This window comes from Streptomyces sp. NPDC048436 (assembly GCF_043200355.1).
In the GTDB taxonomy this organism is placed as follows: Bacteria; Actinomycetota; Actinomycetes; order Streptomycetales; family Streptomycetaceae; genus Streptomyces.
The window spans coordinates 204,145-216,997 of record NZ_JBICXP010000010.1 but is presented as its reverse complement, the minus strand read 5'-3'; the positions used below and the strand labels follow the sequence as shown (position 1 = coordinate 216,997).

The 12,853-nt window shown below is 69.7% G+C and carries 13 protein-coding genes; 5 read left to right on the top strand and 8 right to left on the bottom strand.

Annotated features, from left to right (window positions below; translation table 11 throughout):
- Nucleotides 1–137: 137 nt before the first annotated feature.
- A complete protein-coding gene (locus ACGFX9_RS30125) occupies nt 138–536 on the top strand; it encodes an SHOCT domain-containing protein (RefSeq protein ID WP_393479410.1) in 399 nt (132 codons plus the stop codon).
- On the opposite strand, the gene ACGFX9_RS30120 is transcribed toward ACGFX9_RS30125, so the two are convergent.
- From ACGFX9_RS30120 to ACGFX9_RS30105, 4 genes are all read right to left on the bottom strand, one after another.
- The gene (locus tag ACGFX9_RS30120) at nt 520–1,029 is read right to left on the bottom strand and encodes a DUF3592 domain-containing protein (protein WP_393479406.1); all 510 of its coding nucleotides are present in this window, start codon (nt 1,027–1,029) and stop codon (nt 520–522) included. The two genes, ACGFX9_RS30125 and ACGFX9_RS30120, sit on opposite strands and share 17 nt — an antisense overlap.
- 63 nt (nt 1,030–1,092) lie before the next feature.
- Nucleotides 1,093–2,376 (bottom strand): phosphatase PAP2 family protein, encoded by a 1,284-nt coding sequence (locus tag ACGFX9_RS30115; protein WP_393479633.1) that lies wholly within the window; start codon nt 2,374–2,376, stop codon nt 1,093–1,095.
- Nucleotides 2,377–2,627: 251 nt separating this feature from the next.
- Nucleotides 2,628–3,503: an undecaprenyl-diphosphate phosphatase gene (locus tag ACGFX9_RS30110; RefSeq protein ID WP_393479401.1), complete on the bottom strand. Its 876-nt coding sequence runs from the start codon at nt 3,501–3,503 to the stop codon at nt 2,628–2,630.
- A gap of 232 nt (nt 3,504–3,735) precedes the next feature.
- Nucleotides 3,736–4,449: a TVP38/TMEM64 family protein gene (locus ACGFX9_RS30105; RefSeq protein ID WP_393479396.1), complete on the bottom strand. Its 714-nt coding sequence runs from the start codon at nt 4,447–4,449 to the stop codon at nt 3,736–3,738.
- Between the two features lie 78 nt (nt 4,450–4,527).
- On the opposite strand from ACGFX9_RS30105, the gene ACGFX9_RS30100 reads away from it, so the two are divergent.
- The 3 genes from ACGFX9_RS30100 (at nt 4,528) to ACGFX9_RS30090 (ending at nt 7,654) form a co-directional block, all read left to right on the top strand.
- Nucleotides 4,528–5,226, top strand: a complete 699-nt coding sequence (locus ACGFX9_RS30100) for a DNA alkylation repair protein (RefSeq protein WP_393479391.1) — start codon at nt 4,528–4,530, stop codon at nt 5,224–5,226.
- Nucleotides 5,227–5,558: 332 nt separating this feature from the next.
- A complete protein-coding gene (tuf, locus tag ACGFX9_RS30095) occupies nt 5,559–6,728 on the top strand; it encodes an elongation factor Tu (protein WP_393479387.1) in 1,170 nt (389 codons plus the stop codon).
- Nucleotides 6,729–6,862: 134 nt separating this feature from the next.
- Nucleotides 6,863–7,654 carry a spermidine synthase gene (locus tag ACGFX9_RS30090; protein ID WP_393479629.1) on the top strand — a complete coding sequence of 264 codons (792 nt, stop codon included), beginning with the start codon at nt 6,863–6,865 and terminating at the stop codon, nt 7,652–7,654.
- Here ACGFX9_RS30090 and ACGFX9_RS30085 read toward each other — a convergent pair.
- The 4 genes from ACGFX9_RS30085 to ACGFX9_RS30070 form a co-directional block, all read right to left on the bottom strand.
- The gene (locus ACGFX9_RS30085) at nt 7,616–8,926 is read right to left on the bottom strand and encodes an MFS transporter (RefSeq protein ID WP_393479624.1); all 1,311 of its coding nucleotides are present in this window, start codon (nt 8,924–8,926) and stop codon (nt 7,616–7,618) included. The genes ACGFX9_RS30090 and ACGFX9_RS30085 overlap by 39 nt on opposite strands.
- Before the next feature lie 59 nt (nt 8,927–8,985).
- Nucleotides 8,986–10,026, bottom strand: coding sequence for a hypothetical protein (locus tag ACGFX9_RS30080; RefSeq protein ID WP_393479383.1), 1,041 nt, complete (start codon nt 10,024–10,026; stop codon nt 8,986–8,988).
- 99 nt (nt 10,027–10,125) lie between these two features.
- Complete coding sequence (locus tag ACGFX9_RS30075; protein WP_393479378.1) at nt 10,126–11,118, bottom strand: hypothetical protein; 993 nt, start codon at nt 11,116–11,118, stop codon at nt 10,126–10,128.
- 68 nt (nt 11,119–11,186) lie between these two features.
- The gene (locus tag ACGFX9_RS30070) at nt 11,187–12,137 is read right to left on the bottom strand and encodes a hypothetical protein (RefSeq protein WP_393479373.1); all 951 of its coding nucleotides are present in this window, start codon (nt 12,135–12,137) and stop codon (nt 11,187–11,189) included.
- A gap of 81 nt (nt 12,138–12,218) precedes the next feature.
- Here ACGFX9_RS30070 and ACGFX9_RS30065 point away from each other — a divergent pair, with 81 nt between their 5' ends.
- Nucleotides 12,219–12,671, top strand: a complete 453-nt coding sequence (locus tag ACGFX9_RS30065; protein ID WP_393479370.1) for a DUF4442 domain-containing protein — start codon at nt 12,219–12,221, stop codon at nt 12,669–12,671.
- The last annotated feature ends 182 nt before the right edge of the window (nt 12,672–12,853 follow it).

Sequence of the window (12,853 nt, the reverse complement as noted above, 5' to 3'; positions counted from 1 at the left end):
GGCCGTGTCCCCGCCCGGCTGCCCTGCCCCGAGGGCGGGGTGTGCCATGCGACCGCTCGGAATTCGCCCGGAATGCGCGCGCCGACGCTCAGGGAGATACTTTTCTGCACCATCCGCGAGGCTGGAAAGAGGCAGTCATGGACGACTATCCGCTTCTCGATCTCTTTCTCACGATGCTGTACTTCTTCCTCTGGATCATGTGGCTTTTCCTGCTTTTCCGAGTCGTCATGGACGTTTTCCGCGATGACGAACTCAGCGGCTGGGGCAAGGCGGGATGGCTGGTCTTCTGTATCGTTCTCCCCTACCTCGGGGTGCTTGTGTACGTCATCGCGCGAGGCCGAGGCATGGGCCAACGCGACATCAAGCAGGCGAAGCAGTCGGAAGCGGCGCTCCAGGACTACATCCGCAAAACGGTAGCCGAGGGCAGGACCGGACCCAGCGGTACGGACGAATTGGCGCGACTCGCGGAGTTGCGCAATTCCGGTGCGCTGACCGACGAGGAATTCGACCGGGCCAAGGTCAAACTGCTGGCCTGAGGGGGCGGTTCCCGGACTCTGCCCGGGAACGCCGCCGCATCACCGTCGCGACGACCGCCCCGGCCGCCATGATCACCAGGCCGACCCCGCCGAAGATGAGCGGCAGCAGCCACAGCGAGGCGAACCCGTTGATCCGGGCGTCCCCGGGGGAGTCGGCGCGGTACAGCACCTCGACCCGCTCACCCCTTTCGTACGAGGGTGGATCGGAACCCATGGAGCCGCGGAACGACCTCGGCGCGCCGTCCTTCGAGGTGAACTCGACCACGGGGTAGGCCACGGGCCCGTCGCTCTGCTGCCTCTTGCGGGACGTGCCGCTGTGGTCGTTGCGCCACTCCAGGGCCACCACCGTGCCCGGGGCGCGCTCCGCGTCCGCGAGGAACGAGACCGAGAGACCCGCCAGGATCAGCCCGATGATCAAGAACAGCGACCCGAACGCGATCAACCCCAGCGTGACCCACCGGCGGGCGGCCCGCCCACGCACCTGAAACTGCACTGCATCCCTCTCACTTGGCTCCCACTGGAGAAGCGCTCAGCCCACTGTCGGACGCGACCGGACTCAGACCAGTTCGGGTTGGGGTTCCGGCTTCCACGTGGGTGCCGCCTTCGGATCCCACAGCCTGGTGGTCCGTACGTATCCGTGGATCACCGAAACCATCGCCAGAATGAGGAGAGGGCCGAAGAGCCACGGATGCCTGGCCATCTCCATCGGCAGATAGCGATAGGACACCAGGAGCGCGGCGAAGACCACCGTGCCGTGCACGACCAGCTGGATTCCCGACCGGTCCCAGCCGCGTTCGAACGAGCGCAGCGCCGCCTCGATCGTGAGCGTGAACACCACGCCGGCGATGATGTCCGCGCCGTAGTGGTAGCCGAACCCCAGCGTCGCGCCGAGCGTGGCAAGCAGCCAGAAGGCGCCGACGAACTGAAGAAACCGCGGGGCCTTGCGGGAATGAATGAAGATCGCTGTGGCCCACGCCGTGTGCAGGCTCGGCATGCAGTTACGGGGGAGTATGTCGTCGAAACCGGTGGCCATCGCCATCTCGTGCGGGGCACTGATCGGCGGCGGAGTGTTCGGCCACACGTTGGCCATCGCCCACTGCCCGCCATCGGCGCCGTAGGCGAAGATCGGGCCGACCACCGGGAAGATCATGTAAACGGCCGGTCCGAGGACGCCGATCACCAAGAAGGTGCGCACCAGATGGTGGCCCGGGAACCGGCGCTCGGTCGCCACATTACGCAGCTGGTACAGCGTGACGACGACCGCGGCCACCGCGAGCTGGATGTAGACCCAGTCGAGGACATGGGAGCCCACCGGACCGGTGGCCTGCACCAGCCGGCCCACCACCCATGACGGGTTGCCCAGCGCCTGATCGGCGGTCGCGACGTACTGGTCGAGCACCCCGGGGCGGGTCTCCGACGTGATGAGCAGCCAGGCGTCACCGGTCTTGCGGCCGGCCACCAGCAGCAGGCCGAGGCCGACGCCCTTGAGGAGCAGGACACGTTCCTGGCCGGTGCGGTGCGTGACGGCGATGACCGCGCAGCCCAACATCACCCACAGCGCGCCGTTGCCGAACATCATGTCGGCGCCGACCGCCCACCGCACCAGAAAGAAGACGACGTCGATGCCGATCGCGACACCGGCCGCGATGAACCGCTGCCGCCAGGTGAGCACCACCATCATCAACGCCATGCTGGCGTACAGCAGCGGCCCCGACTTGGGCGCGAAAATGACCTCTTGCACCTGGTTGGTGAGAGGTCCTGGCGTGCCGTAGTGACGCGCGGCGACCTCCAGAGCGACGAGGAATCCGAGGGCCACGACGCCCACCGCGGTCCACAGCATCGGCCGTGGGCGGCGCCACGCGGCGAGCAGAGTTGTGCAGTTTTGTCGCGAAAACACCCGCGATGCTATAGGTATCAATTGCTTGGCCGATTTGTTAGTTGTTGGCTATATAAAGGCGATCGTCACAGGTTCGATCATGCTAGCGGAGCGGTGCGACCCGGTTTCGCCGGTTCCTGAAGTGGGTGCGCACGCCATGAACTTGCAGTCTGGGTGGGCATGTTGGCGTACCGCAATATGTCGGCCGGACCCCGCTAGTCCGCCGATTCCCCCGCGTGCGGGCTCAGCGCATCCGTCCCCACCAGCACGAACAGGGCCAGGCCCAGGGCGATGCGGTAGTACACGAACGGCATGAAGGACTTCGTCGTAATAAACTTCATGAACCACGCAATGACCGCATATCCGACAATGAACGCGATGATCGTCGCGAAGATGGTCGGGCCCCAGGACACGTGTCCGCCCTCGCCCGCGTCCTTCAGCTCGAAGGCGCCGGACGCGAGGACGGCAGGGATGGCGAGCAGGAACGAGTAGCGGGCCGCTGCCTCGCGGGTGTAGCCCATGAGCAGGCCGCCGCTGATCGTGGCGCCGGAGCGGGAGACGCCCGGGATCAGGGCCATCGCCTGGCAGATGCCGAAGATCAGGCCGTCGCGGACACCCAATTCCTTCAGGCTCTTGCGCTCCTTGACGGCCCGGTGCTTGCCGCCGGTCTCGTCGCGGGCCGCCAGGCGGTCGGCGATGCCGAGGACGATGCCCATCACGATGAGCGTCGTGGCGATGAGCCGCAGATCACGGAACGGGCCCTCGATCTGGTCCTTGAAGGTCACGCCGAGCACACCGATCGGGATCGAGCCGACGATGACCAGCCAGCCCATCTGCGCGTCGTGGTCCGAGCGCGGCACCTTCCCGAACAGGGAACCGAACCACGCGGAGATGATCCTCGCGATGTCCTTGCGGAAGTAGATCAGCACCGCGGCCTCGGTGCCGATCTGGGTGATCGCGGTGAACGCGGCCCCCGGGTCGTGCCAGCCGGCGAACGCCGCGGTCAGCCGCAGGTGCGCGCTGGAGGAGATCGGGAGGAACTCGGTCAGTCCCTGGACGAGCCCGAGGATGAAGGATTCAAGCCAAGACATGGAAACTGCGCCGTCCAAGTACGGATCATGGGCTGCGGAAGCGGTCATGTGAAGGGGATATGAGGGGTGTGAGAGCGAGGGGTGATCACTCCCCTCCCGTGGGGCAGCGTAGCGTCACCAGATGAAGAGACCGCCGGAGGGCTGCCGTCCATGTGCGGCGGCCCTTTCCTCTTGCCCCGCCCGTGCCGCTACGCGACCAGCCTGGAAGCGTTGCAGGCAGCCGCCGGTTGAACTACCGGCCCCGCAACTGGTGGCGCTTGCACCACGCCACCACCGCTCCCGCGAGGCCCGTCACGGCGATGAAGCCCATCGCGATCAGGAAGGCCGGGGACGTCGGCGTCGAAGCGCGGGCGCCCGCGACGACGTACGCGGCGGTGTTCGGGACCGACCCGAGGCCCGTGGCCAGGAGGAACGGCAGCCACCCCATGCGGGACACCGCCGCGCAGTAGTTGGCCGCCGCGAACGGCACCCCGGGGAACAGCCGCGCCGCCAGCATCGACCGGAAGCCGTGCCTGCTCAACTGCCCGTCGGCGGCCTCGAGCCAGCGTCCACGGAGCAGCGGGCGCAGCGCGTCCTGCCCCAGCATCCGGCCCAGCCCGAAGGCGATCCCGGCGCCGAGGACCGTGCCGGCGATCGCCGCGGCGAGCCCCGCCTGCGACCCGAAGAGGGCGCCCGCCGCCAAGTTGAGCAGCGGACGCGGTACGAACGCCGCGGTGCACAGCCCGTACGCGGCGGCGAACACCGTCACCGCGGCGGCGCCGCCGAGCTGCCGGGTCAACCCGTCGGACCCGGTGGACAGCAGCCGCTGCGGCTCGAAGAGCAGCACGCACGTCCCGGCGGCCGCGAGCAGCAGCACCAGCAGGGACAGCCGCGACCACGGCGAGAGCAGCGCCTTGGAACAGCGCGCGGGGAGGCTCCGCGGACGGGCGGCGGCGGTGTCGAGCATCCGGGGAGACTAACCGACACATGTGTGTGATCGCCGTATCGTGTGTCTCACCGGCGTCACAGTTCTAAGGTGCGGCCCATGAGCCCGACAGTCCCGCACAGCGACGTCGCCGACACCGTCATGGAACGGCTCACCGCCACCTACGCGACGGCCGCCGATCCGCAGCGGGCCGCTCAGGCACAGGCGTACATGAAGGGCGTCGCGCCCTTCCTCGGCGTGCCCGCGCCCCTGCGCCGCGTGCTCTCGCGCACCGTGGTGGCCGGACTCCCACGCCCCCGCGAGGCGGACTGCGCGGCCGTCGCCCTGCGCTGCTGGGAACTGCCCGAACGCGAGTACGCGTACTTCGCGGTCGACTATCTGCGCCGCCACGTGAAGCGCTGCTCGTCCGGCTTCCTGCCGGTCGTCCGCCATCTCGTCACGACGGTCCCCTGGTGGGACACGGTCGACGCGCTCGCCGCGCACGTCGTCGGCGGGCTCGTCACCGCCGACCCGAAGCTCACGGCCGCGATGGACGCCTGGATCGAGGACGAGGACCTGTGGGTGGCCCGCACCGCCCTGCTCCACCAGCTCCGCCACAAGGACGCCACCGACACCGAACGCCTCTTTGCCTACTGCCTGCGCCAGTCCGGGCACCCCGACTTCTTCATCCGCAAGGCCATCGGCTGGAGCCTGCGGGAGTATGCCAAGACCGATCCGGACGCGGTACGCGACTTCGTCGAACGGGAACGCGGGCACCTCTCGCCCCTCTCGGTGCGCGAGGCCCTGAAGAACCTCTGACCGCACCCGACTTCACGCTGTCGGCACGGCGGAAATCCAGCGGAAAACCATTCGACGTACCCCTCCCCGTCAGCGATGATCTGCGACATGTTCCGGTACGCCTTCCACGCAGCCCCGTCCGCAGTCGCGGACGCTGCGAAGGCTGCCGTCTTCCTCTGCGCCGCACCTCCTGCCGCACTTCTTGTCGACGGCGCCCGACGCTGACCCTCCCCGGACACTCCGGCGGACCCCGTAGGGGGAGGGTCGGTCCGGCCCCGGGGTCCCCGTCCCGAGCGCGCACGCGATGACGTGCGCCCAGGACTTCAGCTTCGAGTTCCACAGAAGGAACCGCCATGTCCAAGACGGCATACATCCGCACGAAACCGCACCTCAACATCGGCACGATGGGCCACGTCGACCACGGCAAGACCACCCTGACCGCCGCCATCACCAAGGTCCTCAGCGAGCGCGGCACCGGCACGTTCGTGCCCTTCGACCGCATCGACCGGGCCCCCGAGGAGGGGCAGCGCGGCATCACCATCAACATCGCGCACGTCGAGTACGAGACCGACACCCGCCACTACGCGCACGTGGACATGCCGGGCCACGCCGATTACGTCAAGAACATGGTCACCGGCGCCGCCCAGCTGGACGGGGCGATCCTCGTCGTCTCCGCGCTCGACGGGATCATGCCGCAGACCGCCGAGCACGTCCTGCTCGCCCGGCAGGTCGGCGTCGACCACATCGTGGTCGCGCTGAACAAGGCCGACGCGGGCGACGAGGAGCTGACCGACCTGGTCGAGCTGGAGGTGCGCGAGCTGCTCTCCGCGAACGGGTACGGGGGCGACTCCGTCCCCGTCGTACGGGTCTCGGGGCTGAAGGCGCTGCAGGGCGACCCGCGGTGGGCCGCCACCATCGAGGCGCTGCTCGACGCCGTGGACACCTATGTGCCCATGCCCGAGCGGTATGTCGACGCGCCCTTTCTGCTCCCGGTGGAGAACGTGCTCACCATCACCGGGCGCGGAACCGTCGTCACTGGAGCCGTCGAGCGCGGCACGGTGCGCGTCGGCGACCGGGTGGAGGTGCTCGGCGCCGAAACGGAGACGGTCGTCACCGGCCTTGAGACATTCGGCAAGCCGATGGAGTCCGCGCAGGCCGGCGACAACGTCGCGCTCCTCCTGCGCGGGGTGCCACGCGACGCCGTACGACGCGGGCACGTCGTCGCGGAGCCCGGCAGCGTCAGCCCAAGGCGCCGCTTCACCGCCCAGGTGTACGTCCTGTCGACGAAGGAGGGCGGACGCTCGACGCCGATCACGACCGGCTACCGGCCGCAGTTCTACCTCCGCACCGCGGACGTGGTCGGCGACGTCGACCTCGGCGAGACGGCCGTCGCCCGGCCCGGCGACACCGTCACCATGACGGTCGAGCTCGGCCGCCACATGCCCCTGGAGACGGGCCTCGGCTTCGCGATCCGCGAGGGCGGGCGCACCGTCGGAGCGGGCACCGTGACCGGGGTCGTCTGACGGCCGCGATGCCCGCCTCCCTCGGGGGACCCACCCCCGGGGGAGGCGGGCACAATGGAGCGGTGACCGAGGACGAACGCGACGACGAGGCCATACCTGTCATCCGGGACGTGGACCACGGCACCGCCAAGCTGATGCCGGACGTCGACCGCGCGCATGCCTGGCTGCTCACGGTCGACGGGGCGCCCCAGTCGTACGTCGACCTGGACGCGCCGACCCATCTGGAGTTCGAGTACGTGCGGCGGCTCGCCCACGTCATCGACACCGCCGCCGTTCCGGACCGCCCGCTCGACGTCACCCATCTCGGCGGCGGAGCGCTCACGCTGCCCCGCTATGTCGCCGCCACGCGGCCCGGTTCACGCCAGGACGTGGTGGAGGCGGACCACGGCCTGCTCGAACTGGTCACCGAGCGGCTGCCGTTGCCCCAGGGTTCCGGGATCACCGTGCACGCGACGGACGCCCGCGGGTGGCTCGAAGCGGCGGAGCCCGACAGCGCCGACGTACTCATCGCCGATGTGTTCGGCGGCTCGCGGGTGCCCGCACATCTGACCTCGGTGGCCTACGCGCGCTCCGCGGACCGCGTTCTGCGCACGGGCGGGCTCTACGCGGCGAACCTCGCCGACGGAGCGCCCTTCGGCTTCCTCCGCTCCCAGCTCGCCACCTTCTCCGAGGTGTTCGCGGAGCTCGCGCTGATCGCCGAGCCTTCCGTGCTCCGCGGCCGGCGCTTCGGCAACGCGGTGCTCGTCGCCTCCCACGCACCCATCGACGTCGAGGCGCTGGCCCGCCGCGCGGCGGGCGACGTCTTCCCGGCACGTGTCGAGTACGGGGTTTCGCTGCGGCGGTTCACCGGTGACGCGAAGCCGGTGCGGGACGAGGACGCGGTCGCCTCACCCGAGCCGCCCGAGGGGGCCTTCAGCATCGGCTGACGGCGTGGCCGGGGGAGCGGGGGCCGCCTTGGCGACCTCCTTCGAGGGCGTGCGCCGCGTCAGATTGCGTACGTCAGGAACGAGCAGCACCAGCGCCGTCACCACGACCACAAGGGCCGCACAGCCCCACAGTGAGGCCGAACGCCCGAAGGCGAGCTCGGCGGGGCCCGCGAGCGCCGTGGCGAGCGGGACCATCGCGAGCGAACCGAAGGCGTCGTACGCGGCGACCCGCGACAGCTTCTCCTCCGGGATCTCCTGATGCATCGCCGTCATCCAGGAGACGCCGAACACCTCGATGGTGACACCGCTGACGAACATCACCACGGCCAAGCCCCACACCGGCAGCGGCACCGCGAGCGCCGCCGACGGCGCGGCGAGCGGGAAGACGCAGAGCGTGCCCGCGAGCAGCAGGCGCCGCGGCTTCCACCGCATCATCAGGAGAGCGCCGCCGATCGTACCCACGCCGAACGCGCCGAGCGCGAGCCCCCAGGGCCCCGCACCGCCAAGCTCGTCCCGGGCGACCAGTGGCCCGAACACGGCCTCGGCCGCACCGACCACGGCCACCACCACGGAGAACTGCGCGACGATCGCCCACAGCCAGGGCCGCCCGATGAACTCCCGCCAGCCCTCCCGCAGATCGGACAGCAGTCCGCCGCCGGGCTCACGCGCCGGAATGTGACTCACGTCGAGGAACGACCGCAGGGCTCCGGCCACCGCGAACGCCGCCGCGTCCACCGCGAGCACCCAGCCGGGCCCGAACGCGGCGACCATCAGACCGCCGAGCGCCGCACCGCCGAGCCCCGCGCCATGCGTCGCCATGCGGTAGAGCGCGAAGGCACGGCCGGCCTGCTCGCCGCTCACGGTCGACATCAGCATGCCCTCGGCGGCGGGGCTGAAGAAGGCCTGGCCGGTGCCGCAGAGCGCGGTGAGCAGCATCATCGACCACAGCGGGGGCGTGCCGGAGATGACGAGGACCGCGAAGACCGCCTGCGAGACGCAGTTGAGCGCGTTGGCCGCGACCATCACATGGTGGCGCGGCAGCCGGTCGGCGATGGCACCGCCGATGAGCAGGAACAGCACGAGCGGCAGAGTCCGCGCCGCCGCCACGAGACCGACGTCCCCGCCGTCCCCACCCGAGTCGAGCACAGCGAACGCCGCCGCGATCAGGGCGCCCTGGCTGCCCAGGTTGGTGACGATCGCGGCGGCGGTCAGCAGGGTGTAGTTGCGGCCGGCCCAGGAGGGGCGGCGCGCGGCGGCGGGTTTGGTCACCAGGGGACTATCCCCGTCGTGGAGCCGACTTGCCAAACCGATTCTCCGCGGGGGACGGCGGCTCAGGACTCCTCGGGGTCGCCGTGCAGACGTACCGTCGAAAGGATCTTCTTCACCGTCGCGTCGGGGATCTCGTCCTTCACGCCCTTGGCGCCGTACAGCGACCAGGCGACGTACTCACCATCGGCGTTCTTGAAGGCGAACGTCGTGGCCTTGCCGTCCGAGTCGCACTTGTCCTCCTTCACGACACCGGACGTCGTGGAGGTGGCGACGCTGCCCTTGATGCCCGACGTGGTGGTGTACGACTCCGCCTTGCCGACCTTCATCTTCTTCTTGTCGGCCTTCTTCTGGCCCGTGTAGCCGCCGAAGACCCACCACGCGGAGTCGTTGCGCGCCACATCCTCGGTGTTCTTCGCGCCGTTCTGGCCCTTGGTGCCGACGGCGCCGAGGGCGGTGTCGTCCTTCGTGCCGTCCTTGTCGTCGTCGGAGGAGCACCACTTCGACTTGTAGTGCGCGGGGGCGGACATGCCGATGAGCACGCTGCCGTCGCCCTTCTCGCTGTCCTCGAAGCCGATGAAGGTGTCCGGGGTGTCGACCTCCCAGTCGGCGGGGACGTCGAAGGCGGTGCCCCACTTGGGGTTCACGACGACCTGCCAGCCCTTGATCGTCGGCTTCGGGCCGTTGCCCGTGCCGCGCTCCGTGCCGCCCGAACCCGTCGGGCTGGGGCTCGGCTTCGGGGAGGCGGACTTGGCGGGAGACTTCCCCGGCTTCCCGTCCGCCTCGTCGTCCTTGTCGCCGCCGAGGACCAGGAAGCCCGTGACACCGGCGGCCACCAGGACGGCGAGCGCCGCGACGATCGCGGTGACCTTCGTCTTGTTTCCGTCCCCGCCCGGGCCGCCCTGCTGGGGCGGCATCGGCGGCGGCGTGGGCGCCGCCCACTGCGGCTGCTCCGGCTGCGAGTACGCCCCCGGGTGCGGCTGCTGCTGGTATCCCGGCTGCTGGTACGGGTTCGGCTGCTGCTGGTACCCCGGCTGCTGGTACGGATTGGGATTCTGGTCCTGCGGGTTCTGCTCGCCCCCGGGCGGCTGCTGTCCTGGCCACATGGGCAGTAACCATAGAGGGGCCTGTGGCCTGATGCCATCGCTGACCCCGCGGGGGAGCCGGCACATCGGGTCACAAGCCCCGTCGGTGTACGAAACGGCTCAGGACCCGGACGGATCCCCGTGCAGGCGCACCGTATTGAGGATCTTCATGACCGTCGCCTCCGGGATCTCGTCCTTGACGCCCTTCGCGCCGTAGAGGCTCCAGGCGACATAGTCACCCTGGGAGTTCTTGAAGCCGAACGTGATCGCCTTCCCGTCCGAGTCGCACTTGCCGCTCTGCGGCGTGTTCGTCGAGTGGGCGCGCGCGATGCTGCCCTTGATGCCCGTCTTCGTGGTGAAGGGCTGCGCCTTCTTGTCGAAGGAGAGGCTCTTCCGGTCCGGCTGGGTGTAGCCGCCGAAGACCCACCAGGGCACCTGGTTGACCGCGACCTCGTCGGTGCTCTTCGCGCCGTTCGCGCCCTTGGTGCCGACGGCGCCAAGCGCGATGTCGTCCTTCGTGCCGTCCTTGTCGTCGTCGGACGAGCACCACTTCGACTTGTAGTACGCGGGGGCGGACATGGTGATGAGCGGCTTTGCCTCGGCGCCCTTGCCGGCGTCCTCGAAGCCGATGAGGGTGCCGGGGGTCTGCACCTCCCAGTCCGCCGGGACGTCGAAGGCCGTGCCCCACTTGGGGTTCACCACGACCTGCCAGCCCTTGACCACCGGCTTCGGGCCGTTGTCCGTGCCGCGCTCGTCCTCGCCGCCGCCGGTCGCCGGGTCGGTTTCGGGCTTCTTGGACGCCGAGGCGGACTTGGACGGGTTTGCGTCCGCGCTGTCCGCCTTGTCGTCCTCACCGCCGAGCACCAGGAAGCCGGTGACACCTGCGGCCACCACGACCGCCGTCGCCGCGACGATGGCGACCAGCTTGGTCCGGTTGCCGCCGCCGTTGCCGCTCGGCGGCTGCGGGGTCACGCCCATCGGCGCGGTCGGCGCGCTCCACTGGCCCTGCTGGTGATACGGGTTGGGCTGCTGGTACCCCGGCTGCTGGTACGGGTTGGGATTCTGGTCCTGCGGGTTCTGCTCGCCCCCGGGCGGCTGCTGTCCTGGCCACATGGCGGGAAACGATACGGGTTGTCGGATTGGACATGTCACCGTCACCTCAGGTGAGGGCGACCGGCCGTTCAGGACTCCGGCTGGGCCTTGATCTCGCGCACCGTACCGAGGATCTTCTTGACCGTCGCGTCCGGGACTTCGTCATTCACGCCCGTGGCGCCGTGGAAGGACCAGGAGGCGTACTCGCCGTCGGAGTCCATGAACGCGAACACCGTGGCCTTGCCGTCCGTATCGCACTTGCCCTTCTTCTCCACGCCGGCGGACGACGCGGTCGCCAGGCTGCCCTTGAGACCCGACTTCGTGGTGTAGGGCTCGGGGGCCCCGGCCTTGACCTTCTTCTTGTCCGGCTGCGTGAACGCCCCGTAGATCCACAGCCGCGCGTCCTTGGCCGCGGCCTCGTCGGTGCTGGTAGCGCCCTTGTTGCCCTTGGTGCCGGTGGCGGCGAGGGGCGTGTAGTCCTTGGTGCCGTCCCTGTCCTCGTCGGCCCCGCACCACTGCTCCTTGAGGTACGCGGGAGAGGCGATGGCGACGATGGGCTTGTCCTCGGGGTCGTCGTCCTCCGACACCCAGCCGACCCAGTCCGCCGACTTCAGGCTCCACCCCGGGGGTACGTCGAAGGCGATGCCGCGGGCCGGATTCACGACTGTCTGCCAGCCTGAAATCGTCGGCTTCGGCCCGCCGCCGTTGCCACGTTCATCGGCGTCGCCCGACCGGACCGGCTGCGGAGACGCGGAGGCGGAGCGCGCCGGGTCCGGCTTCGCGTCGTCGTCCTTGTCGCCGCCCAGGACGAGGAAACCGGTGACACCGGCGGCCACCACGACCGCGGCCGCGGCGACGACGGCGATGACCTTGGTTCTGTTGCCCCCGCCCCCGCCCTGTGGGGTCTGCGGTGTCTGCGGGGCTGTGCCACCCGGAACGGTAGGAGCGTTCCAAGGCGCCGGTTGCTGGTATCCCGGCTGCTGGTACGGATTCGGCTGCTGGTCGGGCCCGCCCCCGGGCTGCTGCTCTCCTGGCCACATGGGGGGAAACGATAGGGGACCGCGATCTACGACGAGCACGCTCCTGGCCAAAGAACGCTACCCGTGGGTAACATCGCGTCCATGAGCGCTGACCAGATGTCGATAGGCGAGATGCTCGCCGCCACCGTGCCGATGGCCCGGACGCTGAACCTCGAGTTCCGCGAGACCACCCCCGAGAAGGCCGTGGTCGCCCTGCCCGATCAGGGCGACTTCCACAACCACATCGGCGGGCCGCACGCCGGAGCCATGTTCACGCTGGGCGAGTCCGCGAGCGGCGCGATCGTGCTGGCCGCCTTCGGGGAGCAGCTCTCGCGGGCCGTGCCGCTCGCCGTCCGCGCCGACATCTCGTACAAGAAGCTCGCCATGGGGCCGGTCACCGCCACCGCGACCCTCGGCCGCCCGGCCGCCGATGTCGTCGCCGAGCTGGACGCCGGGCAGCGCCCCGAGTTCCCGGTGGCCATCGCGATCCAGCGCGAGGACGGCGCCGTGACCGGCGAGATGACCGTCGTCTGGACGCTGCGTCCCAATAACTGAGTCGCGTACGGGCGTTGGGTTCCGTACGTTCGTTGAACACACGGCGTCGCGTCGGCCGGGCCACGGGGGTCCCGACCGCCGCGACGCCGTTCTTTGTGGCCGCTTTCCCGCCGTTTCCCCGGCTCCTTTGTTCAACTCATTGACACGAGTCAGTGACGGTCATAGTTTTCCGCCGCCAGTGG